Here is a 25123-nt window from a genome sequence, read left to right as displayed (position 1 = left end):
GCGCGCCATATCGACCTCGCGCCGAGGTCGATACTCTCGGCGCATGACCGAGCTCCCCACGGCCCCGCCCACCGATGCCTTTGGCCTGCCCCTGGGCATCTTCGGGCCGATTCCCGAAGACGCCTGGGCGCTCCGCGGGCGCCTCAGTGCCCTGTTCGCACATGTGGAGGACCGGCTCGGCTTCCTCGTCGACGCGCTGGGACCCAAGCACGTTCCCGCGACGGGCCCCGACGGCGCCACTCCCCGCTCCCTGCGTGGCGAGTCCTTGTACACGCTCATCAGGGCCGTACGCAGCTCAGGATTTCCTTCCTCATCTGCTGGCGCTGCAGTGGAGGTCGCTGCGGTTCTCGAGCGGCTCCACGGGCTCGTCAACCTGCGCGACGAAATCGCCCATTCGATCTGGACGGTGCGCGCCGACCGGGAGATCTTCATGCACCGCGAGCTCCCGGCGTACCGCAGGAGGAAGTCGACGGACGGGAACCCTCACCTCGGCCGTGTGGTCGCCGTCGCCGAGCTTCGTCAGGCCGTCGTCGACCTCGCGAGGATCTTGGACGACATCAACCGGCTATGGCTCCCCCAGGCGCCGGACTGGGCCAGAGCCCATGAGGCCCACGACGTCAGCAGATGAGCCCAGGGAACGCGAACGGTGGGCAGTCACGGTTGGGTTCCTCGACCTCGATGAGCGGCGGCCTGGGCGCTTTGAGTCCTGAGCCGAACTCGGGGATCGAGAACTTTCCCAGGCTCAGCCCCACCAGGCCCGACACCGCTCCGAGTGCGATCGCGGAGATGACGACTCCTGCGACGTGCCGCGGATCGAGATCGGCGCGGACCAAGCCGCTCTTGACCAGGCCCACGACGACCACGGTGATCACGAGGGCGATCACCGCGATGACCAGGCCCGCGGCGTAGACGCCGCCGGCGAGGTTACGCAGGAAGGGAATCTCGCTGACCCAGGCGCTGTCGGGGGTGAGGCTGATGGCGGGCAACGATGCGGCCAGGGTGATCACGCGAGCACCAGCCTCATCGTGGTGGCCACGGTGTAGGCGTACTTCGTGGTGCGCTCGGCCCGCACGGTCGTCATCGTGAGGAACGCCACCCACTGCTCAACGCGCTCGGCGCCGGAAGCATCCCGCAGCCGGACCGTCACGACGACCGAGCGGTAGCCGTTGGACTCGGTGTCCGACGGCGCCCCCCACTCGGTGGAGTCGACGAAGTCCTGGACGTAGGCCACAGTGCCAGCCTCGGCCAGCTCCTCCCACCGCGAGGTGTACTCGTGCGGCATCACCTGGGAGGCCTCGGCAACGAACCACTCCCGCCCCCGCGCCTCGAGGTCTGCCAGAGGCTCGGTCCGCGTGTCCCACTGGAACAGGTCGCACACAATCGCCTCGACGAGGTGGTCGTACTTCACCAGCTGGCGGTATCCGGCCTCACGGTCCCGCGGGTACTCCACACCGGCACAGCGCTGGGAGCGGTCGGGCAGGGGCCATGTCACCGGCGCAGGCAGGTGCAGGGGAAAGGTCCCCTCCGGCGGCAGAGCGCCGAAGATCCTGGAGGGGTCAGCGCTCGGCGCCTCCGACGGAGCATGCTGGCCGGTGCCGTGAGGCTGGAAGGCTCCCGATGCCGAGGCCGTGGGACGTGGCGCGGGGGCGCCCGCCCCACCGGGGTCAGGACTCGACGGCGCGCATGCCGAGACCAGCAGTGCGGTGGCGAGTGCAACTGGCACGAAGCGGCGAAGTGTCATAGCACGATCCTTCTCACGGAGATGTTCTGCGCGTAGCTCGGGTTGAGCCAGTACTCGGTGACCTTGACGACCTCGACGGTCTTGCCGGGTCGAGGTGCGTGGATCATCAGGCCCCCACCGGCGTAGATCCCGATGTGGGTGTAGGCGGTGTCACCCGATCCGCGCCGGTCGTTGCCCTTCATCTTGAAGGCGATGAGATCCCCTGGTGCGGCGAGGTCCAGGTCGAGTCCCTCGGCGGGACCGGTGTAGACGTCGGCATGCTGCCCTCCCTGGGCGATCGCAGTCCGCGCGAGGGCGACCTTGCCGCCCGAGGCTTCGTAGACGGCGTAGCTGGTCAGGCCCGAGCAGTCGAACCCTCCCTGTGTCGGCCCGTGGATGTTGCCTCCGCCCCACACGTAGGGCAACCCGAGGTACTTGCGCGCGGCCGCGACGATGTCGGCGCCGAGACCTTCGGCATAGGTGGCCTGGTCAGGCAGGTCACCTGACCCCGTTGACTCCGTCTGGGCGTCGAGAGCGTCGGCGATTGCCTTGATGTAGTCCGCCCGGGCGTCGGCGGTCCGTTCGACGTCCACGAGCGTCGGCGACATCCCGCGCTCGGCCATCGCCGCGGCTGTCTGCGCCTGAGCTGACCGCGTCGTGACAGCCTTCGCCGGAGCATGAGCGCAGATGATCTCCATCATCGCCGCAACGTGCATCGCGGGAGTGGCGGCGCGACGGTCCTGCGCCTTACCCCACACATATGCGGTCGGCGCCTCGTTCGTCACCGTCCGACGAAGATCGGAGTCCGCCAGTCCCACCATGGCGCCCGCCCACTCCTCCTCGGTGGTGTTGGAGAGGCCGAAACGACCATCACGCTCGGAGTTTGCGTCCCAGTTGGTCTCGACGTAGATCGTCGCCAGCAGGTAGTCGAGGTTCGCTCCCAGCTTCTCGGGGCACAGCTTGGACCAGGCGCTCGTCGCGGCCACCACCTCGCTATCGGTGGGAGCGATGAACCCGGTGCGCGTCTCGGCCTCGGCGGTGTCCGCCGAGGCCAGGATCGAGACGAGCAGGACCAGGAGGATCACCGGCGTCAGTACCAGCGCCACCAGAGCGGCGAGCGCCCCGGCCAGCAAGCGCCGGCCCGTCTTGGACTGGGCGACTGCAATGCCGACTCGCGCCGCAGTCGCCCCACCGATAGCCATCAGGCGAACGGATTCTCGGTGCCCGCGGAGGCGTCTTCTCCCAACGCCCCGGCCAGCGCAGAGGGCAGCTCCGCAGGAGCCAGCTCGCGGTTGTCGATCCACCATCTGGCGGCGTCGACCTGAGAGGCGGGGCCCGCGACCTGGGAGTTGAACTCGGCCTCCTCGAGGTCGAGTTCTTCGAAGGCCGCCTCGAGCAGCTCCACGCGCACCCGGGTTGCCCAGTCCACCTGCTTGGCCGAGCCCCGCAGCGGGTCCAGGCCCATCCGGCTCTCACGTTCACGCGCGTCGGCGAGCTCGTTCTGCCGGCGCTCGGCGTCCCGCTTGCGCATCTTCGGGTCGCACGCCGGGCACTTCGAGCGCGCCGCCCACTCCAGCTTCCCCTCGCGCTCGAAGGGCTTGAGCCCCTCGAGGCTGATATTGGTCTCGTGTCCGCACGAGCGCTCCACTATGGTCATGAATCTCCCCTGTCGGTCGTAGGCTGGTGCTCCCCTACGCGCACGCGACCCCGGTCGCAGCGGGCTTGATCGACGCACCCCCGAGGCGTCGGTCGGGCGCGTAGGGAGGTGTCGCTCTTCCCTGTGGGCGACCGGGCCGCTCCCCCGCGCGGTCCCCGGCCCCGGACGGTGTTCCCTGACACCTCCGGGGCCGGACCTGTCTTAGAGCCCGGGCTCGTCGAGGTAGGGGTCGCCCGGGTCGGGCCGCTCGTAGCTGAACGCGGGCTCGAGGGGCGCCGGCCCGCTGCCGCCGTGGGTGATGAGCGAGTGCCCCTCACGCCAGAGGGTCGGGGCCGCGCGCAGCGGGGCGTTCGCCTGCACGTGCGCGAGCGCGTCACGGACGTCGATATCCGCCAGCGCGTCCAATGGAGCCACGACGTCCCAGATCCAGCCCTCAGCCAACCCGCGAGCTGCGGCAGTCACCATGAACCACCGCGGCTCGTCCCTCATCGGTGTGGGCGGAGCCATTCCGCCCGGCATGCCCTCGGCGCGCCAGGCGGCAACCTGTCGGCGGTAGTCCTCCGCGGCGACCGCGGCGCGCTGGAGGCGGCCAAGGACTGCCTCGACGCGCTCGGCCGCTCGTGCCGGGGCTGGATGGGTGCGGTCGTGGGTGGCCAGCAGCGCGGCTAGGCCCGCGCGCATCCCGAAGTCGGCCGGGCTCGTGCGCGGGTAGACCTCGCGCGCGAAGCCCGCGTCCCAGACCATCTCGTAGAGCACGCGACGCTGGGTGAGGTCGGCGAGGTCGGCGAAGTCCATGGGCGCTCCCGGTGGCGTGGCGAGGGGGTCACCTCTTCACGCCCCGAGGAGCTGCCTCGCGAACCGACCCGTGCCCACCGATCAGCCATGTCGGGCACACTTCGTCCATGGCCAAAAAGAAGATGCCCCGGTTGATCGACGAGATCGAATACCACCTCGACGAAGCGCGAGGTCAGTGGGAGTACCCGCTCGTCTCATTCGCAAAGAGCCGCGATAGAAGCACAATCCCTGAGCGCGCCGAAGACCCGAGCAACTCGCGCAGCCTGATCGTCCCCAGCGCCCTCCAATCCGTGGACGTCGCGCGCGCACAACGTTCTCGAGCGGCGGCCTGCGCCGCCGCCCACGCAAGCACGTCGGGCGCCCTCACATGGGTGGCTACCGTCTTCGCGACAACCACGGCGGTACTGCTCGCCGGATCGCTCGGCGGGTGGGAGGCACTGGCGCCGTTCGGCCCCATCGCTGCGGTTGTCATCGCTGGCACTATCGCGATCATCACGGGTCTCCAACACCGGGAGAACGTCGTTGCCGATCAGGTCTGGGCCGAGCGTCTCCGGCGGTACGACGAGCGCATCGAGTTGCTCGCGCAGACGCAGCCCCCGCAGCCCGCTTCCCCACTCGTCAACCATCGCTGGGGCTTCCGTCTGCGCCGGCAACCGCGAGGGTAGCCCCGTGGACACCGCTTGGAGCACGCGGGTCGCCGCATCAGTTCTCGCCGCGAGGTACGACCGCGGCGTGCGCGGTGAGGTGTACTGCGAGGGCGAGACATCTACCGGACGGTGCAGAGCGCGAGTGCACGTACGCCGCTCGGTCACGGGACTGTTCCGCCCACACTTCGCAAACGACGGCGTCCGGAGGCCCATCGTCCGCTACGGGCTCGGCAGCCAGGCCGAGGTCGCATCCGGTCAGGGTCAAGACTGCCGCGGTGGCAAGGGCGAGCATGCGCTTCATTGGTACTCCTAGGGGCGATCGGGGATCGGGTCGGGGTGTGCGGTCGGCGGTCATCTGCGTCCCGCGCTCCCGGCGAAGCCGGCGTCGCGCAGGTGGGCGCGTGCAGCCTCGGCGTGCGTGGTCGGAGAGCTCGAGCGGCCCAGCGGCGCAAGGGCGCGCCCGAGGTCCTCCCTGCGCCGGTCCCCGAGCTTGATCTCGCTCAGGCACGGCGGGCACGAGGACGCATCGAACGTCGAGTGCTCCTCGCACCGCCGCACCCGGACCGGGGCCGGTGCCGGGAGGGGCGGTCCCTCGACGGCCAGGTCCCGCAGCACGGAGATCACCAGGCCCGGACCGGCGTCGGCCCACGATCGGGCCTCGAGGCGTGCCACCACGTCCGCGCGGCTCCAGCCAGCCGCCAGCAGCGGGCGCAGCGCCACGATGAGCGGGCCAACGCTCAGCCGGGTGCCGAGCGCCGCAGGCAACGCGGCCCGGACCTCGCGGACCGCGGCGCGCTCGACGTCGACGTCGGCCGTCGTGGGGTGGGCTCCTCCACCAGCAGCACCGGTCGCGTCAGCGGCTGGCACCGGTGCCGTCACCGTCGCGGGCGTTGCTGGTGGTGGTTCTTCCTGATGGTTAAAGACCCCACAAAGAAGGGACCGGACGCTGGCGTCCGGTTCGAACCGGACGCCAGCGTCCGGTTGGGAAGCCCCCTCACCTGAGTTATCCACAGGGAAGGCCTTGTTCGCCTTGTCCGACCGGACAGAATGACCGGTCGGCTCTGACCTGCGCAAACGCGGGCTATCCACAGAGAGCGTCTCGTCCGGGTTGTCCGAGCGGACAATCTGTCCGGTCGGGACTGACCTGGGAGAACGCTCCAGGGCCACAGCGTCAGATTCGGGCGAGTTGTCCAACCGGTCATTCTGTCCGGTCGGGCCCGACCAGCCAGGACGCGCGCTCGGCGTCTGCGCGCCGGCGCCGCGAAGGGTGACGCGCGCGGTCCCGTCCTCGTCGCGCACGTACTCCAGGCTCAGGTCGAGCCGGTAGCGGTTGAGGCTCTCCCCCCGGGTGCGGGAGGTGCGCTCTACGGTGACGAGGCCGAGTTCGGCCAACGTCGTGAGGTTACGTCGGACGGAGCGGGCGTCCATACGGCTCTTCTCCGAGAGGAGCGCTTGGGAGGGCCAGCAGATGCCGTCCTCGTCGACGTGGTCGGCTAGGGCCAGCATGAGGAGAGTCTGGGAGGGGTTGAGGGCCTTGAGGCTCGACCAGACCCAGTTCATCGCTTCGATGCTCACGAGGAGGGCTCCTTGGTGTGCGGGTGAGGGCTCATCCGCGGTCCGGCCCCACTGGGGTGCCGCCGCTGGAACACCGGTAGGCCGGCGCGATCGTGTCCAGGACGTGTGCGGGGTCGGCCGGGGACTGGTCCCAGACGGTGCCGGCGCAGACGCGCACGAGCAGCGCCAGGGTCGGTGCTCATGTCAGATGTCCTGTCTGGTCGAGGGGAGGAAGTTCGGGCGGGGAGAGCCGGACCGCGTGAGCCGTGGACCGTGAGCTGGACCGCCCTCGCGAGCCGGACCGCCGACGTGGGCCGTGGGCCGGTCCACCGTCGTGAGCCGACGTCGTGAGCCGGTCCACCGCCGTGAGCCGTGAGCCGGACCGTGAGCCGTGGGCCGTGGGCCGTGAGCCGGACCGCCGACGTGGGCCGTGAGCCGGACCGCCGCCATGGGCCGGTCCATGTCAGACGCGGCTCTCATCGATCAGCCTGGCGATCGCGGGCCATGTCGTGCAGGACGGCGAGCGCGGCCGCGCGCGCACGTCTGCCGCGGCTCCCGTGCTCGACGTTGGCGACGATCCAGTCCCACCGTGCGGCTCCGCCGGGCTGGGACAGGACACGCTCGCGCAGCTCGTGGACGATCGCGCTCGCATCCTGCGAGCCGCGCCGGACCGGGTGAGCGTCCATGACGAGGCCGTCGGCCGGCAGCGCGTCGAGCAGGACCATGGCCATGTCACCCGGGGCGCGCAGGGGATCCTCCTCGCGCTCCCAGCGAGAGATCGTGTTGCGGGAGGAGGCATGCGAGCGGGCCCAGGCGGCCAGCGCCGGGCGAGGGGATGTAGTGGCCCAGCGGGGCAGGGACCACCACAGTTCCGAGGGCACCAGGGCCACGGCGTCCTCGGCGCGATAGCCGCGGCCCATCGAGAACATCTTCCGACGCACAGCGCGCTGCGCCAGGGCGACGGCCTCAGCCCACTCTGCCTCGCCGATGCCGTAGTCGGCCAGCGACAACGGCTCGGGCTCGTCGACGCTCGGAGGCTGTGTCGTCTCGGGCAGGGTCATGGTCACGCCCCCGCCACCCGGACCTGCGGCTCGTCCCGCGCGACAGGCACCGCCTCGAAGGCCGCAGCGTCGAGGTCGCGCAGAGCGCGCAGGCGACGCTTGGCCGTGGACAGGGAGGCGGCGATGCCGGCGTCGACGGCGCGCTGTGCCGAGGCGGTCTGCCCGGCGGAGATCTCCGCACGCACCCATGCGGCCAGGTCTTCGAGCTCGGCGGGCAGCGTCGGGGTCGGCACGGCGCGCAGGCCGACCGGCGGGGGCGCGGCAGTCGCGGGGCGCATGGACGAAGGCTCCCGCCGCGCGAGCGCGGGGGGAGGGGCGACCTCGCGACGCACGGGCTCCGGGACGGGCTCGGTAGGCAGCGTCGGCGTCGTCGGCCGCACCCCAGCGCCCTCTGCCGCCGGCGTCACCCGTGCGCTCGACGCCGTCGCTGCGAGCTCGGAGGCGCGCGGTTTGCTGGGAGCCGGACTGGAGGCGGGCGCGGGCGGAGTCGGCGGCACCGGCGTCGGTGCAGGGCGCTGGCCCGTCGGGACGGTCGCTGCGGATGTAGAGGTGCTCGACGACGTCGACGTCTGCGCTGCGGCGCCGACGGTGATCCCGTGGCGGATGATGCGCATGGTGGCCTCGACCATCGCGGCCAGCGCGAGCGGCGGCACCGCGTGGACGATGCCCGCGGAGATCCCCGACTGAGGTGCACTCGCGACGTTGCCCCAGGTGGAGATCGCCACACCGACCAGCGTCATGCCCCAGCCCCAGCGGGTGGAGACTCCCGTGAGCGAGGCGTGCAGGACGTGCACCGCGCCGCCGACCATCGCCCCGTCGATGACGATCGGCAGCAGCACCGAGAGCTGCCCGAAGCCGGCCTGGTGCCCAAGCAGCGTCAGGCCGTGCCAGGAGAGCACCGCGGCGGCCAGCGCGACGAGGATCGTTGTGAGCGTGGAGACTGCCCGGATCCGGGCGTGCGCGCGAGGCGAGAGGAGCGGGGTCGTGCTGGTCATGATGGGGTCCCTTTCCCTGTGGGGCCGAGGTCAGCGGTCGTGTGCGTCCCGTGCTGCGCGTGCGAGCTTTCGGGACGTGTCGCCGATGGCCTGCGTGAACCGCATCCAGCGCTCCTCCTCGAGCTCGACGTCGTCGCGCGTGATGTGCTCAGCCAGCTCAGCGGCGAGGAGGAGCACCTCGCCGAGGCCGCCAGCGATGATGGCCGTCGCTGCCGCGCGGCGCTGTGTCTCGTCCTGCCACGCGTCGTCCATGTAGATGTCGCGGTGCAGGGTGCGGGTTGACGCTGCGACGTCGGCGATGACCCTGGTTGCGATCGGCCCAAGGTTCACACGTGGCAGGACCAGGTCCTGCAGGCGGCTCATCGTCTCTGCACGAGTCAGCGTCGGGTTGGACAGCGCTTCGCGGATCGGCTCGGGTGCAGCCTCTGCCATGCGCCTCATCTCGGCGAGATCGGCGGAGACCGTCGCCTGGGAGACACCGAGGCGTTCGGCGATCTCCTCCTGGCGCAAGCCGTCGGAGTGGAGCTCGGCGACGGAGAGCTTGCGCTCGAGCAGCTGCTCCGGCATCGCGCGCAGCGGGCGGTACTGCTTCCCGTCAACCCCCGCAACCCCCGGAGTCGCAGGGCTCAGCGTCGAAGGCGTGGCTTCACCACCACCGAGCGCATCAGGTGCCACAGATGTGGCACCTGATAGAACTGCGATGTCGCGTCCCGGCGTGGCCTTCGACACGCCGAGCACCGCCGCGATTGCCCGAGTTGAGAGACCCGCCGTCCGCAGTGCGCTCACGCGCTCTCGACGCTCGTCGACGGTTCCCCAGAGCCTCGCCTGCGAGAACTCAGCTGCGCAGTATGACTCCCAGCTCGCATATCCCAGCGCAAGCCATGCGCGCCCGTCATAGGCTCGGGCAACGGCCTCGTCTACGTCGGCGAGGGAATCGAGAAGCCGGACGGTCGCTTGGCGTACCTCTTCGGTCACGGCTCGCGCAGCCTCGCCCGATAGGTCAGTCACCGCGCCCGGACCCTCACCTTCGCGGCTAGTCGCTGGCCAGGCGTCACCCACCACGACGATGGGCTCCCTCCCCGTCACGACGGGCTCCCGGCAGTCGGCGCAGCAGAGTGGTCTCTCGCTCTACGCAGGAGTTCATCGGCGCCGATGCCGACGATCTTGGCGACTTCGTCGAGGTCGTCGGTGTCCATCGCGACCTTCCCCGTGAGGCGACGACTCCAGTAGGCCTGGGACCTACTCGTCGCACGCGTCAGGTCGGCCGCGGATCTTCCGCTGCGTGCGAGCTCAGCGCGAACCTCCGCCGCGACACTCGCGCGGCCGGCTAGAAGTAGGCGCTCACCGCCTAGATTCATCTCCATGCGCCAAGTTGTACACGCGTGAACCTCGCGTTGCAAGCACCGACTAGGCGCTGAGCGACTGGAATGCGAGAGAACCGCCTTGATTAGCCCCGTAGGCGGTAGCATTGATGCATGAGCGAAGTTCTTCAGATGCCGAGCAACGAGTCCCCCCGCGAACGTGTCGCGGCAGAGGTGCGAGCGCATCTCGCACGGGCTCGCCTCAATGGATCACGACTCGCGACAGCCCTAGGGCAGTCACAGACCTACTGGAGTCGTCGCCTCACGGGGAGGGTGGCGTTCGACGTAGACGATCTCTCGCAGATCGCCGACCTCATCGGCGTCGAGCCGTCGGACTTCTTTGCCACGTCAAACGAGAGGAGCCTCCGCCCTCGTGGTGAGGGCGGAGGCTCCGTTACGCTCCCGCGGCTGGACTTGAACCAGCGACCGTCCGATTAACAGTCGGATGCTCTGCCAACTGAGCTACGCGGGATCGCGTGGCCTGCCGTAGCAAGCCGAGAAGAACTATAGCAGTGTTACAGCGGGAGTCCGACCGCGCTGCGTGCCCGGGACTCTGTTGCCTGCACCACAGCCTTCGTCGCGGGGTCGGAGAGGTCGACGTGACCGTCGCCGAGCACCTCGGAGAACAGCTCGTCACGCTCGTCGCGACGGATCGCGACACGGACGGTCCCGCCGCCCGGCAGGTCGGCGCTCTCACGGTGGACGACGCTCGCGACGACACGTTCGCGCAGCGTGCGAGCGAACGCCTGGGGCGTGCGGTCAACGAGGTGGAGGCGGGTCGGCGGTGTGCCGTCGGCCCAGCGGATCGTCAGCACGTTGATCTGCGCGTCGACGGCGGCGTGATCGACGTCGCACCAGCGGCGTACGAGAGGATCTCCGTCCCGTTCGACGACGACGTGGTGAGCGGTCGCGAGCGCCCACCGCTCGGGCAGGTCGGCGATACGCACGTCGTCGCGCGGCGCGACGCCGTCGGGCAGGATCTCAACGCGCGTCCCGGCGACGGCCTTCTCGCCGACGGTGCGGAGGGCAAGGTCGGCCTGGACGGCGGGGACGGGTCTGCGGAAGAGCGCCATGGGTCCACGGTAGCCCGCCGTCGGTGTCCGGCACGGTCGCGTGAACGTTCACAGCGCGTCGTAGGATAACCGCGGCCGGACGACGACGTCGGCGCCCCGCCCCGTCGTCCGAAGGTCCGTCGTGCCCACCGAGAACTCCCCCGCCCCGCTCTCCCCCGCCCGTCGCACGCTCGCGCTCCTCGCGCTCGCCCTCGGCGGCTTCGGCATCGGCTGCTCCGAGTTCGCCTCGATGGGCATGCTCCCGCAGATCGCCGCCGACCTCGTCCCCGGCTTCGCGACCGACCCGGAGGTCGCGATCGCCCACGCGGGTCAGCTCATCAGCGCGTACGCGCTCGGCGTCGTCGTCGGTGCCCCGACGCTCGCGGCACTCGCCGCACGCGCCTCGCACACACGCCTCACACTGTGGCTGCTCGCGGCGTTCGTCCTCGGCACCGCCGCATCGGCGCTCATGCCGACGTTCACGTCGACGCTCGTCGCCCGCTTCGTCGCCGGGCTCCCCCACGGCGCGTACTTCGGAGTCGCCTCGCTGCTCGCCGCCCGCCTCATGGGCCCCGGCAAGCAGGGTCAGGGCATCGCGCTCGCTCTCTCGGGGCTCACGGTCGCGAACATCGTCGGGGTTCCCGCCGTGACGTGGCTCGCCCAGACCTCCGGATGGCAGACGGCGTACCTCGCGGTCGCGGGCATCTTCGCCGTCGCGTTCGTCGCCGTGCTCCTCACCGTGCCGTACGTCCCGGGCGACCCGGAACGCGACCCGCGCACCGAGCTCGCGGCCTTCCGCCGCGGACCGCTGTGGCTCATGATCGCGGTCGCCTGCATCGGCTTCGGCGGGTTCTTCGCCGTCTACTCCTACATCGCCGAGACCGCAACGCGGCGTGCCGGGCTCACCGAGAGCGCCGTCCCCTGGCTCCTCGCGGCCGTCGGCGTCGGCATGACCGTCGGCAACCTCGTCGGCGGTCGCTACGCCGACCGGGCACGCGACCGCGCGGCAGTCGTGGGCTTCGGCGCGTACATCGCGGCCCTCGCACTCCTCGGGATCGCTGGCGGCTCACCCGTCGGGCTCTTCGTCACGACGTGCGTCCTCGGCTTCACGTCGAGCCTCCTGCTGCCGGCCGTGCAGTCACGGCTCATCGGCGCGGCAGGCGACGCTGCGCTGCTCGGCGCCGCGACGAACCACGCCGCGTTCAACGTCGGCAACTCCCTCGGCGCGGCGCTCGGCGGGGCCGTCATCGCCGCGGGCTTCGGCTACCTCGCGCCCGCCTGGGTCGGGGTCGTGCTCGCGACGCTCGGCCTCACGCTGCTCGGCGCGTCGATCGCGTGGGAGCGTCGGACGTGGCCGACGGGCCTCGCGGCCTAGGGCCCCAGCTCCCGCTCCAGGCGCCCGCTCCCCGCTCCCGGATCCCACTCTCCGAAGAATCCGCATCGATGGTCGATGGCAGCGACCATCGACGCGGAATCCTGGAGCGTCGGGGCGCACCGCGCGGGACGGTAGATTGTTCCGGGGTCGTCCGACCCCCGGAGGCATTAGCTCAGTCGGTCAGAGCAGCGGACTCATAATCCGTCGGTCCTGGGTTCAAGCCCCAGATGCCTCACCAGCAATCACGCCGATCCTGGCGCATCAGCAGCGGCCCACTGTAGCCACACCTTTAGCCAAGGCCGAAAACTGGCCCCCCGCTGTAGCCACAAACGACGACGCCCCCGAACTCCACTGTGAGGTCGGGGGCGTCTTGTCGCGCTCGTCAGTCCTGGAGCATCCATGTGCCGCAGCGGTTGGACGTGAAGTCCTGCCCTGTGCGAAGGACGACGGCGGGGCGCCCGCCTGTGACGATGTCGTTCTCGATGATGTCGTCACCGTTCGACCCGGTCCGAGTGATCGACCAGTAGCAGGATCCTCCGACGGCCTCCGTGACCTTGTAGCGGCCGGGCTTGATGTCCTCGCCGACCGTCCAGATACCGTCGTCGAACGACTTCTCGGCGGCCTTCTTCTCGGCGGTGCCGACGGCCTTCTCGCGGTCGTCCAGGCCGGACTCGCGGTCGTCGAGGTCGGCGCTTCGCGCGTCTAGCTCTTTCCCCCGCTCGACGAGCGCGGCCGTGCGGTCGTCGATGTCCTTGAGCGATTCTGCGAGCGCCGCGTAGCGTCCCTGCGCTTCCTCGCGGCCGACCTTCACCTCGGCGAGCTCGGCCGCGGCCGCGTCGCGCTCTGCGGCGAGCGCGACGTACTCGGGTGTCTCGCGGACGTCGCCCGAGCCCCCGATGATCGCTCCCGCGCCGAGGCCGACCGTGAGAGCGACGGCGGCCGCTACCGCGGGGAGAGCCCAGACTGGGAGCGCGCGGCGGGGCTTCTCCGGCGTTGCCTCGGCGCTGGGCGGCGGAGGGACGGGCGGATGCGATCCGCTGCTGGCGGACGGCATGCTGTCGTTCATGGTCTCCCCCTGTTCCCTGCGCGGCGATGTGCCGCAGTTGGTCTATCGGCGCTCGGCGTCGGTCTCTTGAGCGCGGGTCCAGGCGCGGCCGTGTCGCGCTTCGCGTTGCCACGCGAGGATGACCCACTTGGAGACGTCGAGCTCGACGGCGAGCGCTCCGGGGTCGGAGCCGACGAGCGCTTCGGCGCGCGCGTAGTCGACGGGATGGATGAGGGTGCGGGCGGCGTCTGCGTCGGCGCGGCGCTCGCGGCGCTCGTGCTCGTGGCGGTCGCGTGTCGGGCGGTCGCGCCACGTCGCGTGAGAGATCTCGTGCGCGAGCGTCGACCGCTTCTGGTAGTCGGTCAGGCACACGTGGAGCGTGATGCATCGGGCGTCGTCGTCGTACAGCCCGTGCAGGTGCCCGATGTCAGCGGACCGGACCCGCACCCCCTGGTGCAGAGCCCGGTCCGCGAGTTCGTCAGACGAGATTGTCAATCCTCGCGCCCCTGTTCGTCAGCCGGCTGGTAGCCGGGGTTGTTGGCCGCGAGCATGACATCAGCCTGCGACATCTGGGTGAGTGCGGCGTAGGCGCGTTCGACGATCACCTCTGGGTTGATCTCGAGCCGCTCGGCCGCGCGTAGCAGAGTGCCGACGGTCAGGAGGCCGCGGACGCCTGCGACGTAGTAGGAGAGCTGGGGCGCTCCGATGCCGGCTGCCGCTGCGATCTGCTTCTGGGTGACGCCGCGTCGCTTGCCCTCGCTGACGAGTTCGATGGCCACGAGTCGCGAGAACTCTCTATCTCTGTCCATGCGGCTAACGCTACCGCCGCTCCGGCTAAGTGTCTAGCCGTGCCGCTACTTGACGCACGAATAGCCGGATGGCTAAGTTAGCCGCATGGCAACCAACCGAGACACCCTCACCGGCGTCCCCGAGCCGATCAAGAGCCTCCTCAGCGAGAAGCGCTTCTCGATCAACAGCCTCGCCGACGAGACCGGCATCGCATACTCCACCCTCCGTCGTCGGCTCCGCGAGCCGAACGGCCTCACCATGGGAGACCTCCTCCGCATCGCCGCGGCACTCGACGTCTCCCCCGCCGCGCTCATCCCGGCCGCGCTGGTCGCCGCCACCGCGAAGGCGGCCTGACGTGGCCGCGCTCAGGGTCGGGCAGGTGGTCCGCGTCATTGCGGACGACATGTACCGCGGTCAGACCGGAGTGATCGTCGAGGACGCGGGACCAGAGCACGCAGCCCCGTACACGGTCGAGTTCGACTCCTGCTCCGCGGACGCGTTCTTCCGAGCCAACGAGCTCGAGCCGCTCTAACCCCACCCCCGCCCCCTGCCGTCTCGCATCGCGCGAGCACGGCGCCCTGCCCTACCCAAGTCCCTGCGTCTCGCGGGCGGCCCCGACCACGGGGTGTCACAGAAAGGACTTCGCCATGCCCACGAACAGGTCGCAGATGTTCCGCGAGTACGTCGACGAGGTGCGGGCGTTCGCGCTCCGAGAGCACCAGGTGCGCTTGTCCCGGACGGAAGCGCAGCGCGTCAGCCGCGAGGCCTACGTGCGGCAGTACGTCGACGCGCCGCTCGAGGCCGCCGGCGACCTACGCTGCCTCCACCTCGACCCCGTGGGCGAGGGCGTCGTCAACAGCATCATCCGCGCACAGGTGGCTGTGGCGACCAGAGAGAAGGTGGCGGCGTGAGCGATCTCGACATGGCCGAGTGCGTCGGGCGCATCCAGGGCGGGGTCATCCGGCTTCGCAACCAAGCGCAGGCCGAGTTCGGAGAATCAGGGGCTCTCGTTGCCGCCATCGCCTACGGCAATGTCATCCGCCTCATCGCCGCCGAGATTCGTCGAGTCGACCAGGTGTAGGGCCTTCTCGACGCCAGTTGTGATGGAGTGCTTGAACGGCTCGAACGCGGCATCGACCGCGTTGTCGACGAGCGCGTTGCCGAACATCGCCGCCGCGCCCACAGCAAGGGTGGCGGCCGCCGAGACCATCTTGTTGCGCGCTTCCTCGCTGAGGCCCTTCGCGCGGGATGCGACGACCACCGCTGAGGAAGCGTCACGCAGCACGCGGTGCTTCTGCCTTGTTGTCGACTCTGTGCCTGTCACCATGTCGATCGCGCGGGCCAACATGTCGACGAGCTCGGCGCGGAGACGCGGCTCAGCGAACTCGGCCTTCTTGACCTCGTCCAGTGCCGTAGATAGCGCCGCGAGCACGGGCTCCAACTGGTCATTGGTGAGGTCGCGCAGCGCGGCAGTGGTTGCTAGGAGACCTGAGAGCCGACGGAGATCCTGCCTCGCCGTCTTGTTTATGGCCGCCCGGTTCCCACCGTTCCCTGTGGCGTCGCCCCATCGTGGCTCCATCCCGAACACGGCCTTGTAGACCTGCGGGAGCAACTCGAAGAAGGAGTCTGCCTCTGCATCTGGGTTGGTGCTTGCGAGCTCGTTGATCTCTTCTTCGATCTCGACGAGGTATCCGACGGCCTGCGCATGGACTCGCCAGAACTCGATCGAGTCGGCGCTGCCCGCGCCTCTGTTGCTGGCTGGCGCTTGGTGGGCGGGGCCTTCCCACGTGTCGATCAGGTCGCCGAGAAGCCGTGCCGCGTTTGCCATGCCCGAACCCTACTGACCACCAACCCCACACGAAAGCCCCCGTCTCGCCTGACGGGGGCTTCGTCGTCCCAGGAAGGGAATGACATGACCGACATCCTCGACGCGCTCGCCGGCGACTGGCGGCGCACCGACGCGCGGGCCGCGATCCGCCGCGCCATCAACCAGGCGGCGCGCGAGCACGACGGTGAGGTCCACATCGCCAACATCCGCCCGCTGCTGCCCGACTGGATCGCGCCGCCCATGATCGGCGCCGTCACCTGCGCCCTCGTCCGCGCACGACACCTCACCCCCACCGGCCGCTACGCCCCGAACGGCGACAGCACGAGCCGCAACCGCACGAAGGCCGCGCAGATCTACCACCTGGCCGCGCCCATCCCCGAGGAGACCACATGACTGCGTCGAAGCTCTCGTACACCTACGCGGAGGCGTCGGCTGCGACGGGTATCCCGGTGCGGACGTTGCAGGCACGCATCACGGCGGGCGACTTGGTCGCTCGTCGTCTCGGCACGAAGCCGATCATCCTCGCCGCTGACCTTGAGGCGTTTCTGGCGTCTCTGCCTGAGAAGGAGTGACTGATGTTCAAGTTCTGGAAGCGCAAGCCCGCCGTGGTGCCGGACTCGGTTGCGGAGGCGACGTCGCTGCCGGACCTGACCGACCCCGGCTGGGTGCGGCTGACGGCGGACGTGTTCGCGGCTGACCCGACGTCGCTCGGCCCGGACTGCCTGGGCGTGACGGTGCGTGAGTGTGAGCGGTCGCTGCTCGACCGGATTCTCGATGGGGAGCCGGTGTGGGAGGGCGCATGGGTGGACGTGTCGGCGGCGCATCAGGCGCACATCCGGTCGGCGCTCGCGGTCGTGACGTACTCCCGCACGGGGGTCCTGCCTGAGCGGGTCGTGTCGTGAGCGTCCGGTCGAAACTGTCGGCGTCGGGTGACGTGAAGCCCGCGACGATCCGCGACCGCATCGCCGCCGACGACGCCAAGCGGCGTGCACGACAGAAGGCCGACGAGGACGCACGTCTGCGTCGCGCCGAGGCTGCGGAGGCGGTCTGGCAGTTGCGGCAGGAGCAGGCGCGTCGCGTGCGCGCTGACCGCGAGATCCGCGACCTCATGCGACCCGGCTACGGCCACTGACCCACCCCTGAACATCCCAGGCCCCGCGCGTTCGCGTTGGGGCCTTTCTCGTACCCGAAGGAGAACCCTCATGAACCGACTCGCCAAGGCCGCCACGCTCGCGGCCGTCGCCACCATCGCCCTCGTCGGCTGCTCGCCGGACGCCGAGGTCGCGTCGCACAACCTGTCCAAGGCTGCCGACAACTTCGAGATCGACCGCCGCGTCGTCTTCCTCAACGGCATCACCGACACCTACCTGCTGTCCATCGAGGGCCGCTGCTCGATCGTCGACCAGGGCAACCAGCTCGAGGTCACGTGCAAGGTCGGTCCGGACGCGTTCAAGAAGCACTTCCTCGGGCTGAGCGACAACGTCTCCTACTTCGTCGAGCAGCTCGAGTCCGCCGACGTCAGCGAGTACCACTATCGAGTCGTCTTCAAGCCCGAGCAGATCATCCCGGACGTCGACCTGCGCACGAGCGGACGGTGACCACGATGAGCATGGAAGATCGCGCGCTGGCCGCGCGTCAGGAGCAGCAGGACGAGCAGCGGGAGCGAGCGCACGAGCTCGACCGGCTGCGGGATGAGGAGGCGCTCGCGGCGACGCTCGTCGCGACCGCTAGCGAGGTCGTGTTCCGCAACGACCCGGCCGACGGCGACCCCATCGTGACGTTCGCACGGCTGCGTGAGCGTACCGCCGCCTACGTCACCGCACGCGACACCGCCGACGCCTACGCGAGGGAGCACGGACTGTGACCGTCATCGAGATCACGAACAGGGACGACCTGCGGGTCGGGGACGTCGCCACGTTCGCCTACCGGGGCCACGAGTTCAGCGGGCCGCTGTGGAAGCGCGAGGATGGGCGCCTCTTCCTCGGAGGGGAGATCGTGCGTTACGCCATCGGCGTGTGGAGCGGTTACTTCACCTTCGTCCGAGCGACTCGTGAGGCCCCGTCTCTGCCGACCGAGCCGGGGTCCGTAATCCTCGTCACCGAGTGCCATGGCGAGCGACTGGACCCGCCCGTCCTCGCAGTGTGCGACGGCGACGGGGAGTGGCTGACGCTCGCCCGCGCGATCGACGGCAGCCGATGGCACCTCCCCAAGCACATCACCGCGTGGACGCCCGCGAAGGTCGTCCCCGCATGACCTTCGGCCACTGGGTGCTCGTCGTGGCCCTCACCCTCATCACCACCGCCAGCATCTGGCTCGACAACCTCAGAGAGAAGTGACCCGTGACGCTCACCATCCACGACGACATCGTCCAAGGCACCGAAGCGTGGCACCAACTGCGGCTCGGCATCGTCACCGCGTCGACCGTCGGCGCGCTCATCACCCCCGCGAAGATCGCGCCCGCGCACAACGACACGAGCCGCGGTCTCATCGCGTCGCTCGCCGCCGAACGCATCACCGGCTGGGCAGACGAGATCCCCATGAACAGCGACATGTGGCGCGGCGTCATGGACGAGCCGATCGCGCGCGCCCACTACGCCGAACACCACGCACCCGTCACTGAGACCGGCTTCATGGTCCTCGAGCGCGACGGCGTCAGGCTCGGCTACTCCCCCGACGGTCTCGTCGGCGACGACGGCCTCATCGAGATCAAGAGCCGGAAGGCGAAGACGCACCTGCAGACGATCCTCACCGACACCGTGCCCGCCGCGAACGTCGCCCAGCTGCAGGCGGGGCTGCTCGTGTCGGGGCGCGAGTGGATCGACTACGTGTCCTGGTGCGGTGGCATGCCCATGCACGTCATCCGCGTCACCCCGGACCAGCGCTGGTTCGACGCGATCGCGGCCGCGGTCTCGCTCGCCGAACAGTCGATCGCCGGGCACCTCGAACGGTACGCAGACCTCACCGCAGGCCGACCCGCCACCGACCGCATCGACTACGACAAGGAGATCGTGATCTGACATGGACCTCACGCAGACCATCGCGCCGCGCTCTGACCAGGTCAACGCAGATGACCTGATTGGGGGGCCGGTGACCGTGACCGTCGAGTCGGTCGTCGCGGGCAACGCCGAGCAGCCTGTCGACGTGCGCCTCATCGAGTTCCCCGGACGTGCCTACCGCCCGAGCAAGAGCATGCGGCGCGTGCTCGTCGCCGCCTGGGGTGCTGACTCCACGGCGTACACCGGGCGTCGCCTCACCCTGTACCGCGACCCCGAGGTGACCTTCGGGCGGGACAAGGTCGGTGGCGTGAAGATCAGCCACCTGTCGCACATCGACAAGCGGCTGAGCATCGCGCTCACGGTCACGCGCGGGAAGCGCGCCCTGCACACGGTGGAGCCGCTGCCGGACACTGCGCCGTCGACGGTCGCACCCGAGCCGCCCGCCGAGACCGTCGCGGAGTGCACTGACACGGACGCGCTCAAGGAGATGTGGCGCGTGTCGGGGCCGGAACGCAGGGCGCAGATCGAGGCGCGTGTCGCCGAGCTCAAGGCCGCGGAGTCGTGACCGATCCGATCGAGCGTTGGCTCGCCCGGCAGGTGTTCCTCGACCGAGCGCGCGAGTCCGCGCGCAACGCGCAGGCGTTCTTCCGTGGCGCGACCGCAGGACGAGCCGTCGCCCGCCACCAGTAACCCCCAGACAGCACGGCCCCCGCACACCAGAGTGCGGGGGCCTTCGTGATGAGAGAGACCGATGACCCTCAACGCCGCCTGCACCCACCCACGCGCACGGCACCAACACGGCACCTACGCCTGCTACCAGCGTGACGAGTGCCGGTGCGAGCCCTGCCGGACCGCCGCCAACCGTCGCGCGAAGACCGCGCGCGTCCGCGCCGAGACCGGACAGTCAGCGCTCGTCCCCGCCGACAGGACGCGCGCGCACCTGGCGACGCTCATGGACACCCTGACGATGGGGCAGATCGCGCGGCGGTCGGGTATCCACCCGACTGCGCTCCACCTCATCCTCGGCACGCCCGACGGACGCCGCTCCAAGCGGGTCGCCCGCAAGACCGAGCGAGCCGTCCTCGCGGTCCGCGCCAACCGCCACGGCCCCGAGAGAGGGGGGCTCGTCGACTCCCTCGGCACCCAGCGCCGCCTCCGCGCGCTCGTCGCTATGGGCTGGACCGCACGATCCCTGACCGCCCGCCTCGGCTTCTCGTCCCGCACGACGCACCTGCTCCTGCACGGCTCCCGCATCGAGGTGCTCGTGTCGACCCGTGACCGCGTGCGCGACCTGTGCGCCGAACTGTCGCGCCGCACACCGCCGGCGGGCCGCCACGCGACGCGCGCGCGGAACGTCGCGCGCGCGCACGGCTGGCACGGCATCGGCGCGTGGGACGACATCGACGACCCCACCGAGACGCCGGACGTCGGCGTCAAGGAGCGCGGGCTGGACCTCGACGAGTGGATGCACCTAGTGCTCGGCGGGGAGACCCCGGAGCAAGCCGCACGTCGCTGCCGGTCATCGTCGTGGGACGTGCAGCAGGCGGCCCGCGAGCAGGGCCGACCCGATGTCCTGCGTGCGATCGCGGAGTACACGCTGCGGACGAGCACTCACGGGACGTCGATCCACCACGCCGAGCTGCTGCTCGCCGAGATCAAGGACGCCGCGTGACCGCCGCGCACCACGAGCCCGAACCCCTACGGCCCTCGCACCGCACGGTGCGGGGGCCGTCCTGACGAGATAGAGAACCTCATGGCCCCGCAGAACCCGCGCACCTACGTGTCGCCGCGCGAGACGAACCCGTTCGCACTCTTCCAGATCCGGCGGTCGCACCTCCAGACCCGCATCCCCGGCGCGGACACGAACCCCGGCCACTACGTGTCGACGACACCCGCGCTCACCGACGAGGTGCGGCACCGGGTCGCGCTCGTCGTCGCCGGTCACGCCCGCGACGCCACCGACGCTCGCGACCTCCTCGAGACGCTCGGCATCATCGCCCGACCACCGGCAACGCCATGACGCCCGACCAGTGCACCGTCATCCGTGAGCACCTCAGCGGATACATGCTCGCAGCCGCACTGCTCGGCGGGCGCGAGTCGCAGAAGTGGCTCGTCGAGAGCATGTACGGGTCCACGCGCAGGTGGCGCACCGACGGCCTCGTGCGCTGGGCGACGCTCACGCGCCACGGCATCAAGTCGGGCACGCTGGACGACCACGACGGGACGCTCGTAGCGACGTGGAAGGACATCCAGGGCCACGTCGACACACTCCCGGCCGACCTCGCGCAGCGCCTCCGCGACGCCCACGCCGAGCACGCCGCACTGTGCCGCGCCCGCAACAACGCATACCGCGAGGAGCACCACGCGGTCGCCTACCTGCCCTGGATGCACGGCCGTATTGCGAAGCTCGTCGTCGCAGACGCCGAGGCGACGATGTTCGAGCACGAGCAAGACGTGCTCGCGCCGCTGCTCGACCTGGCGCTCACCTACCGCGCGCCCGTCACCCCGACGCAGCCGGACATCTTCGACCTGCTCGCGGAGGTCGCGTGATGGACCTCCTCGCGCTGCTCGACCTCGAGGCGAGCGTCGCCGCGACGCACCGCGACCGGATGCGCGCCGACCAGGCGATGTTCATCCGCATGCGCGACGGCGAGATCACCGCCGCCGAACTCGCCCTGTGGCGCGACGAGCAGGGCGTCGCGTGCGGCTACTACGACCTACACCCCGAGCGGCGCGCAGACGCCGCCTACCTCGCGCGCTGCCGCGCCGAGACCGAACGAAAGGAGGCCCGACGTGGCCTGGATTGACGATGCCGCATGTCGCGGCGTGGACACGGAGGTGTTCTTCCCGCCGGAGCGCATCGGGAGGGGTGGCGGGCACGGGTACGACGCTCGCCCGGCGCTCGCCCTCTGCCGTGCGTGCCCGGTGCGACAGGCGTGCCTCGACGCGGCGCTCGACGAGGAGAAGAACGCGCCGTCCAGCACATACGGCATCCGTGGTGGCCTCACCCAGGACGAGCGCCGGCAGATCCTGCGACGGCGCACCGGGTACAAGCCGGAGCCGCGACAGAAGGTGAGCCCCCACGAGCGGCTCACGAAGGCCGTCGAAGAGTGGCGCGGCTCCGCACGTCGCGCGGCCACTGCGGCCGCGTTCGACGCGATCACGGACCGTCCAGACCCAGAGCTCGCCGCGTCCCGGCGCGCGATGTTGGAGGCCCGATGACGGTCCTGTACTCGCGCCCGGGCTGTCAGCCGTGCATCGCGACGAAGCGCGCGCTCGACCGGCACGGCATCCCCCACGAGGTCATCGACGTGACTGTCGACCTCGACGCCGCCGAGCGTGTCCGCGCACTCGGCCACCTCACAGCACCCGTCGTCGTCACCGACGACGGCACCCACTGGTCCGGCTACCGGCCCGACCGCATCGCCGCACTCGCGGCAGAAAGAAGGACAGCATGAATCAGAGCATCCACCCGTGCGAGTTGAACGGCGACCACATCGGCGCGCTCGTCCGCTGGGAGGACGGCAAGACCATCCACCAGGGGCACCTCGAGAGCGTCGAGCACGGCTACGACCTCATCGGGCCTGACGACATCTGCGATCGAAAGTTCCTCCCGACCGTCGGCACGCTCTTCACGATCAACGGCGCAGCCATCCTCGTCCCCAGCGACTGGACCCGCGCCCGCATCGAGATCATCAAGGAGCGCGCATGAGCACGCCGATCACGGTCGTTGGCCGCATCGGGCAGGCCGAGCTGAAGTTCACGCCGTCCGGGAAGGCCGTGCTGAACGGGTCGGTCGCGAAGCAGAAGCGCTCCCGAAACGCCGCAGGCGAGTGGGAGGACAGCGGAGTCGACTGGCACCGGTTCGCGCTCTGGGGCGCGAAGGCCGAGGCCGCCGCCGACGTCGTCACCAAGGGCGTTCTCGTCGTCCTCACCGGCGACCTCGAGTCCCGCGACTTCGAGACGCGCGACGGCGAGAAGCGCACGGTGTGGGAGATCCGCGCGCAGGAGGTCGGCGTCATCCCCACCGCACAGCGGGCCACCCGCACCGCCGCACCCGCGCAGGACCCGTGGGCCGGACAGGCGTCGTCGCAGGAGCCCCCGTGGTGACGCTCAAGGGCGTCGTCGAGTCGGACGACGCAGCGGGCGCATCCCGGTACGCCACGAGGCGAGCGGTCGCGTTCTTCGGCAGCAAGGCAGCGCCGTGCATCGGGGTCCTGTTCACCGACGCCGAGGACGCCGGGACATCCTTCCTCCTCACCTATGAGGCGCGTGTGACCCACGACTGGCCTCGCGACGGCGACGACGCACCCTGCCGCGAGTGCGGCACCCGCTGACCCAGGCCACGAGGCCCCGCGCTCACGCCCACAGAGCACGGGGCCTCGGGCGTTAGGGGCTACTTCGACTCGAGAGCAATCACGCGCTTCTCGAGCTCGTGAACCGCGGCGAGAAGGGCACCGCCTGTCGTGTGCCCCGCTCCGAATCTTCTTGCGGTGTTCGCAACCTCGTGTGCCAGCGGCGTGCTCTCGTCGATCTGGTCCACGACCGCGTCCCAACCGCTGCCGATCATCGGATTCATCTCCGCCTCCTATCAATGGACAGCCCTGCGCTGTCCGCCCACTTCTTCGACGCGACCGCTTCGCGGCTTGAACGTCTGAAAGGAGCCGCCGTGCACACCGTCACCATGACCGTCGGCGCGCAGAACCTCCTCACCGCCAACCAACGCCTGCACCACATGCGACGCCCCGCCATCGTCAAGCTGCCCCGCCGCGCCGCCGCAGCCGCCGCCGCACCCCAGACCGCCCCCCGCCTCGACCGCGCGCACATCACCGTGCACGCCGCCTGGCCCGACCGCCGACGCCGCGACGTCCACAACCTCTACGTCACGGTCAAGGCCTGTATCGACGGGCTCATCGACTACGGCCTGCTCCCCGATGACGACGACCGGCACCTCACCGGCCCCGACCTCCGCGTCGACCCCGACCTCAGCGGCATCCCCAAGTCCACCCGCCTCACATTCCACATCAAGGAGACCCCATGACCACCTGCCGATGCGGCGCACGCTTCGACCCGCACGACCCCGACAGCATCCGACGACACCAACTCATCCACGGACACCGGCCCGTGGCACGAGCACGAAAGGAGTAGCCGTGGCAGTCTCCAAGCGCACCCGCTACGAGGTGCTTCGCCGCGACAACTACACCTGCCGCTACTGCCGCAGCGACAGCAACCCGCTCACGATCGACCACGTGACGCCCGTAGCGCTCGGCGGCAGCGACGACCCCAGTAACCTCGTCGCAGCCTGCCGCGAGTGCAACGCAGGCAAGGGGTCAAGCGCCCCGGACCAGTCGCTCGTCGCCGACGTCGACCAGGACGCGCTCCGATGGGCCGCCGCCATGAACCTCGCGGCCGAGCGCGCGGCGAAGGACCTCGCCGACCGCACCGTGTTCATCAACGACTTCGTCGAGCGGTGGGCGGCCGTCATGCCCCAGTGGGCCGAGCTCAGCGTCGAGACCGACAGCACGGTGTGGCGCTTCTACACGCGCGGTCTGCCCGCACACGAGATCCACGACGCGATCAACATCGCCGCCGCAGCCGACGGGGTCCCCCAGCGTGCCCGCTGGCGCTACTTCTGCGGCATCTGCTGGAACAAGCTTCGAGCCATCGAGGACGTCGCGCGCGCCGCGATCGAGAACGGAGAGGTGGTGTGACGTGGCCCGCGATCACGCTCGGATCGGCGTCGACATCTGGGACGACCCCGAGTGGACAGCGCTCACGTCGCTGCAGCAAACCGTGTACCTCTCGCTGATTTCTGCACGAGCCCTCTCGTACTGCGGCGTCCTCCCCCTCATCCCCGTGCGCCTCGCGAGGGTGGCTCGTGATCTTTCCGCACGCAAGGTCACCGCCGCACTCGACGCACTCGAGGCCGGCCGCTTCCTGGTCATCGACCACGACACCGCCGAGATCCTCGTCCGCTCCTACGTCCGGCACGACGGCCTGCTCAAGCAGCCGAACGTTACGAAGGCGCTGGTCAGCGCGTTGCGGAAGGTCGAATCGGAGCGCATCAGGGAAGCCGTGAAAGTCGAGCTTGTGAGGCTTCTCGCCGAGCAACCCGAAGCGCGCGGGTGGGGCGGCTACCAGGCCGCTGACCCCGAGGGCTTCGCGGGACTCCTCGCGAGGGCATCAGGGAACCCTTCGGGGAACCCTTCCGGGAAGGGTTAGGCAACTCCCTTTCCCCTTTCCCCTAA

Annotated in this window: 44 protein-coding genes and 2 tRNA genes; 30 read left to right on the top strand and 16 right to left on the bottom strand. The window is 70.1% G+C overall.

The window, feature by feature from the left end; genetic code table 11:
* Positions 1–43 precede the first annotated feature (43 nt).
* Positions 44–628, top strand: coding sequence for a hypothetical protein (locus C1729_RS01870; protein ID WP_102508215.1), 585 nt, complete (start codon positions 44–46; stop codon positions 626–628).
* On the opposite strand, the gene C1729_RS01865 is transcribed toward C1729_RS01870, so the two are convergent.
* The 5 genes from C1729_RS01865 to C1729_RS01845 form a co-directional block, all read right to left on the bottom strand.
* Positions 618–1007, bottom strand: a complete 390-nt coding sequence (locus C1729_RS01865) for a hypothetical protein (protein WP_102508214.1) — start codon at positions 1005–1007, stop codon at positions 618–620. The genes C1729_RS01870 and C1729_RS01865 overlap by 11 nt on opposite strands.
* A complete protein-coding gene (locus C1729_RS01860) occupies positions 1004–1492 on the bottom strand; it encodes a hypothetical protein (protein WP_129590635.1) in 489 nt (162 codons plus the stop codon). The genes C1729_RS01865 and C1729_RS01860 overlap by 4 nt, the downstream gene beginning before the upstream one ends.
* Positions 1493–1737: 245 nt before the next feature.
* Positions 1738–2922 carry a C40 family peptidase gene (locus tag C1729_RS15155; RefSeq protein ID WP_277985799.1) on the bottom strand — a complete coding sequence of 395 codons (1185 nt, stop codon included), beginning with the start codon at positions 2920–2922 and terminating at the stop codon, positions 1738–1740.
* Positions 2922–3377 (bottom strand): hypothetical protein, encoded by a 456-nt coding sequence (locus tag C1729_RS01850; RefSeq protein WP_102508209.1) that lies wholly within the window; start codon positions 3375–3377, stop codon positions 2922–2924. Before C1729_RS01850 ends, C1729_RS15155 begins: the two co-directional genes overlap by 1 nt.
* A gap of 201 nt (positions 3378–3578) precedes the next feature.
* Positions 3579–4172 carry a hypothetical protein gene (locus C1729_RS01845; RefSeq protein ID WP_102508207.1) on the bottom strand — a complete coding sequence of 198 codons (594 nt, stop codon included), beginning with the start codon at positions 4170–4172 and terminating at the stop codon, positions 3579–3581.
* Positions 4173–4279: 107 nt separating this feature from the next.
* On the opposite strand from C1729_RS01845, the gene C1729_RS01840 reads away from it, so the two are divergent.
* A complete protein-coding gene (locus tag C1729_RS01840; protein WP_102508205.1) occupies positions 4280–4837 on the top strand; it encodes a hypothetical protein in 558 nt (185 codons plus the stop codon).
* 333 nt (positions 4838–5170) lie between these two features.
* On the opposite strand, the gene C1729_RS15150 is transcribed toward C1729_RS01840, so the two are convergent.
* From C1729_RS15150 to C1729_RS01820, 4 genes are all read right to left on the bottom strand, one after another.
* On the bottom strand, positions 5171–6394 hold the full coding sequence (locus tag C1729_RS15150) for a helix-turn-helix domain-containing protein (protein ID WP_102508204.1): 1224 nt from the start codon (positions 6392–6394) through the stop codon (positions 5171–5173).
* 455 nt (positions 6395–6849) lie between these two features.
* Entirely contained in the window at positions 6850–7434 is a 585-nt protein-coding gene (locus tag C1729_RS01830; RefSeq protein WP_102508202.1) for a hypothetical protein, read from the bottom strand.
* 2 nt (positions 7435–7436) lie between these two features.
* Positions 7437–8429: a DUF2637 domain-containing protein gene (locus tag C1729_RS01825; protein ID WP_102508200.1), complete on the bottom strand. Its 993-nt coding sequence runs from the start codon at positions 8427–8429 to the stop codon at positions 7437–7439.
* A gap of 30 nt (positions 8430–8459) precedes the next feature.
* Positions 8460–9104, bottom strand: coding sequence for a helix-turn-helix domain-containing protein (locus tag C1729_RS01820; protein ID WP_165375392.1), 645 nt, complete (start codon positions 9102–9104; stop codon positions 8460–8462).
* Between the two features lie 800 nt (positions 9105–9904).
* On the opposite strand from C1729_RS01820, the gene C1729_RS15310 reads away from it, so the two are divergent.
* Positions 9905–10228 carry a helix-turn-helix domain-containing protein gene (locus tag C1729_RS15310; RefSeq protein ID WP_129590772.1) on the top strand — a complete coding sequence of 108 codons (324 nt, stop codon included), beginning with the start codon at positions 9905–9907 and terminating at the stop codon, positions 10226–10228.
* Here C1729_RS15310 and C1729_RS01810 read toward each other — a convergent pair.
* Positions 10190–10262, bottom strand: a tRNA-Asn gene (locus C1729_RS01810). The two genes, C1729_RS15310 and C1729_RS01810, sit on opposite strands and share 39 nt — an antisense overlap.
* A 43-nt stretch (positions 10263–10305) precedes the next feature.
* Positions 10306–10863, bottom strand: a complete 558-nt coding sequence (locus C1729_RS01805; protein ID WP_102508195.1) for a hypothetical protein — start codon at positions 10861–10863, stop codon at positions 10306–10308.
* Between the two features lie 121 nt (positions 10864–10984).
* Here C1729_RS01805 and C1729_RS01800 point away from each other — a divergent pair, with 121 nt between their 5' ends.
* Positions 10985–12217 carry an MFS transporter gene (locus C1729_RS01800; RefSeq protein ID WP_242493673.1) on the top strand — a complete coding sequence of 411 codons (1233 nt, stop codon included), beginning with the start codon at positions 10985–10987 and terminating at the stop codon, positions 12215–12217.
* 161 nt (positions 12218–12378) lie between these two features.
* A tRNA-Ile gene (locus tag C1729_RS01795) sits at positions 12379–12455 on the top strand.
* 144 nt (positions 12456–12599) lie between these two features.
* Here C1729_RS01795 and C1729_RS01790 read toward each other — a convergent pair.
* Genes C1729_RS01790 through C1729_RS01780 form a run of 3 tightly spaced genes read right to left on the bottom strand, consistent with a single transcriptional unit; the run spans position 12600 to position 14071 of the window.
* Positions 12600–13283: an Rv1352/Rv1906c domain-containing protein gene (locus C1729_RS01790; protein WP_102508193.1), complete on the bottom strand. Its 684-nt coding sequence runs from the start codon at positions 13281–13283 to the stop codon at positions 12600–12602.
* A 42-nt stretch (positions 13284–13325) separates the two neighbouring features.
* Positions 13326–13709 (bottom strand): ImmA/IrrE family metallo-endopeptidase, encoded by a 384-nt coding sequence (locus C1729_RS01785; RefSeq protein ID WP_165375391.1) that lies wholly within the window; start codon positions 13707–13709, stop codon positions 13326–13328.
* Between the two features lie 44 nt (positions 13710–13753).
* Positions 13754–14071, bottom strand: a complete 318-nt coding sequence (locus C1729_RS01780) for a helix-turn-helix domain-containing protein (protein ID WP_102508189.1) — start codon at positions 14069–14071, stop codon at positions 13754–13756.
* A gap of 85 nt (positions 14072–14156) precedes the next feature.
* On the opposite strand from C1729_RS01780, the gene C1729_RS01775 reads away from it, so the two are divergent.
* From C1729_RS01775 to C1729_RS01770, 3 genes are all read left to right on the top strand, one after another.
* Positions 14157–14405, top strand: a complete 249-nt coding sequence (locus C1729_RS01775) for a helix-turn-helix domain-containing protein (RefSeq protein WP_102508188.1) — start codon at positions 14157–14159, stop codon at positions 14403–14405.
* 1 nt (position 14406) lies between these two features.
* Positions 14407–14583 (top strand): KOW motif-containing protein, encoded by a 177-nt coding sequence (locus C1729_RS14460; RefSeq protein ID WP_165375390.1) that lies wholly within the window; start codon positions 14407–14409, stop codon positions 14581–14583.
* A gap of 115 nt (positions 14584–14698) precedes the next feature.
* Complete coding sequence (locus C1729_RS01770) at positions 14699–14962, top strand: hypothetical protein (protein ID WP_102508186.1); 264 nt, start codon at positions 14699–14701, stop codon at positions 14960–14962.
* 86 nt (positions 14963–15048) lie between these two features.
* Here the strand turns inward: C1729_RS01770 and C1729_RS01765 are convergent, their stop codons facing one another.
* Positions 15049–15879, bottom strand: coding sequence for a hypothetical protein (locus tag C1729_RS01765; RefSeq protein ID WP_102508184.1), 831 nt, complete (start codon positions 15877–15879; stop codon positions 15049–15051).
* Positions 15880–15963: 84 nt separating this feature from the next.
* Here C1729_RS01765 and C1729_RS01760 point away from each other — a divergent pair, with 84 nt between their 5' ends.
* From C1729_RS01760 to C1729_RS01675, 19 genes are all read left to right on the top strand, one after another.
* On the top strand, positions 15964–16272 hold the full coding sequence (locus tag C1729_RS01760; RefSeq protein WP_102508182.1) for a hypothetical protein: 309 nt from the start codon (positions 15964–15966) through the stop codon (positions 16270–16272).
* The gene (locus C1729_RS01755; RefSeq protein ID WP_102508180.1) at positions 16269–16451 is read left to right on the top strand and encodes a helix-turn-helix domain-containing protein; all 183 of its coding nucleotides are present in this window, start codon (positions 16269–16271) and stop codon (positions 16449–16451) included. The genes C1729_RS01760 and C1729_RS01755 overlap by 4 nt, the downstream gene beginning before the upstream one ends.
* Positions 16452–16454: 3 nt before the next feature.
* Entirely contained in the window at positions 16455–16781 is a 327-nt protein-coding gene (locus C1729_RS01750) for a hypothetical protein (RefSeq protein WP_102508178.1), read from the top strand.
* Positions 16778–17011, top strand: a complete 234-nt coding sequence (locus tag C1729_RS01745) for a hypothetical protein (protein WP_102508176.1) — start codon at positions 16778–16780, stop codon at positions 17009–17011. The genes C1729_RS01750 and C1729_RS01745 overlap by 4 nt, the downstream gene beginning before the upstream one ends.
* A 70-nt stretch (positions 17012–17081) precedes the next feature.
* Positions 17082–17477, top strand: a complete 396-nt coding sequence (locus C1729_RS01740; protein WP_102508174.1) for a beta-sandwich lipoprotein — start codon at positions 17082–17084, stop codon at positions 17475–17477.
* Between the two features lie 5 nt (positions 17478–17482).
* On the top strand, positions 17483–17743 hold the full coding sequence (locus C1729_RS01735; RefSeq protein WP_129590634.1) for a hypothetical protein: 261 nt from the start codon (positions 17483–17485) through the stop codon (positions 17741–17743).
* On the top strand, positions 17740–18132 hold the full coding sequence (locus tag C1729_RS01730) for a hypothetical protein (RefSeq protein WP_102508170.1): 393 nt from the start codon (positions 17740–17742) through the stop codon (positions 18130–18132). The genes C1729_RS01735 and C1729_RS01730 overlap by 4 nt, the downstream gene beginning before the upstream one ends.
* Positions 18133–18218: 86 nt before the next feature.
* The gene (locus C1729_RS01725) at positions 18219–18896 is read left to right on the top strand and encodes a lambda exonuclease family protein (RefSeq protein ID WP_102508168.1); all 678 of its coding nucleotides are present in this window, start codon (positions 18219–18221) and stop codon (positions 18894–18896) included.
* Position 18897: 1 nt separating this feature from the next.
* The gene (locus C1729_RS01720; protein ID WP_102508166.1) at positions 18898–19440 is read left to right on the top strand and encodes a hypothetical protein; all 543 of its coding nucleotides are present in this window, start codon (positions 18898–18900) and stop codon (positions 19438–19440) included.
* Positions 19437–19565 carry a hypothetical protein gene (locus C1729_RS15145; RefSeq protein WP_277985798.1) on the top strand — a complete coding sequence of 43 codons (129 nt, stop codon included), beginning with the start codon at positions 19437–19439 and terminating at the stop codon, positions 19563–19565. The genes C1729_RS01720 and C1729_RS15145 overlap by 4 nt, the downstream gene beginning before the upstream one ends.
* 61 nt (positions 19566–19626) lie before the next feature.
* On the top strand, positions 19627–20547 hold the full coding sequence (locus tag C1729_RS01715) for a hypothetical protein (RefSeq protein WP_102508165.1): 921 nt from the start codon (positions 19627–19629) through the stop codon (positions 20545–20547).
* An 81-nt stretch (positions 20548–20628) separates the two neighbouring features.
* On the top strand, positions 20629–20895 hold the full coding sequence (locus C1729_RS01710) for a hypothetical protein (protein WP_102508163.1): 267 nt from the start codon (positions 20629–20631) through the stop codon (positions 20893–20895).
* On the top strand, positions 20892–21425 hold the full coding sequence (locus tag C1729_RS01705) for a hypothetical protein (protein WP_102508161.1): 534 nt from the start codon (positions 20892–20894) through the stop codon (positions 21423–21425). Before C1729_RS01710 ends, C1729_RS01705 begins: the two co-directional genes overlap by 4 nt.
* Entirely contained in the window at positions 21422–21682 is a 261-nt protein-coding gene (locus tag C1729_RS01700; protein ID WP_129590633.1) for a hypothetical protein, read from the top strand. The genes C1729_RS01705 and C1729_RS01700 overlap by 4 nt, the downstream gene beginning before the upstream one ends.
* Entirely contained in the window at positions 21669–22097 is a 429-nt protein-coding gene (locus tag C1729_RS01695) for a WhiB family transcriptional regulator (RefSeq protein WP_102508157.1), read from the top strand. Before C1729_RS01700 ends, C1729_RS01695 begins: the two co-directional genes overlap by 14 nt.
* Positions 22094–22333, top strand: coding sequence for a glutaredoxin domain-containing protein (locus tag C1729_RS01690; RefSeq protein WP_102508155.1), 240 nt, complete (start codon positions 22094–22096; stop codon positions 22331–22333). Before C1729_RS01695 ends, C1729_RS01690 begins: the two co-directional genes overlap by 4 nt.
* The gene (locus C1729_RS01685; RefSeq protein WP_102508153.1) at positions 22330–22587 is read left to right on the top strand and encodes a hypothetical protein; all 258 of its coding nucleotides are present in this window, start codon (positions 22330–22332) and stop codon (positions 22585–22587) included. The genes C1729_RS01690 and C1729_RS01685 overlap by 4 nt, the downstream gene beginning before the upstream one ends.
* A complete protein-coding gene (locus C1729_RS01680) occupies positions 22584–22985 on the top strand; it encodes a single-stranded DNA-binding protein (RefSeq protein ID WP_102508152.1) in 402 nt (133 codons plus the stop codon). The genes C1729_RS01685 and C1729_RS01680 overlap by 4 nt, the downstream gene beginning before the upstream one ends.
* Positions 22979–23212 (top strand): hypothetical protein, encoded by a 234-nt coding sequence (locus tag C1729_RS01675; protein ID WP_102508150.1) that lies wholly within the window; start codon positions 22979–22981, stop codon positions 23210–23212. The genes C1729_RS01680 and C1729_RS01675 overlap by 7 nt, the downstream gene beginning before the upstream one ends.
* Positions 23213–23271: 59 nt before the next feature.
* Here the strand turns inward: C1729_RS01675 and C1729_RS01670 are convergent, their stop codons facing one another.
* The gene (locus tag C1729_RS01670; protein ID WP_102508148.1) at positions 23272–23454 is read right to left on the bottom strand and encodes a hypothetical protein; all 183 of its coding nucleotides are present in this window, start codon (positions 23452–23454) and stop codon (positions 23272–23274) included.
* Positions 23455–23544: 90 nt separating this feature from the next.
* Between C1729_RS01670 and C1729_RS14455 the strand changes: the two genes are divergently transcribed.
* From C1729_RS14455 to C1729_RS01655, 3 genes are all read left to right on the top strand, one after another.
* Positions 23545–23916, top strand: a complete 372-nt coding sequence (locus C1729_RS14455; RefSeq protein WP_165375389.1) for a RusA family crossover junction endodeoxyribonuclease — start codon at positions 23545–23547, stop codon at positions 23914–23916.
* Between the two features lie 109 nt (positions 23917–24025).
* Positions 24026–24586: an HNH endonuclease gene (locus C1729_RS01660; RefSeq protein WP_165375388.1), complete on the top strand. Its 561-nt coding sequence runs from the start codon at positions 24026–24028 to the stop codon at positions 24584–24586.
* A 1-nt stretch (position 24587) separates the two neighbouring features.
* On the top strand, positions 24588–25097 hold the full coding sequence (locus C1729_RS01655) for a hypothetical protein (protein ID WP_102508144.1): 510 nt from the start codon (positions 24588–24590) through the stop codon (positions 25095–25097).
* The last annotated feature ends 26 nt before the right edge of the window (positions 25098–25123 follow it).

The sequence above is a fragment of the Sanguibacter massiliensis genome (assembly GCF_900240335.1).
GTDB classification, from domain to species: Bacteria; Actinomycetota; Actinomycetes; order Actinomycetales; family Cellulomonadaceae; genus Flavimobilis; species Flavimobilis massiliensis.
The sequence above is the reverse complement of the archived record's forward strand: the minus strand, read 5'-3'. Positions and strand labels throughout refer to the sequence as shown.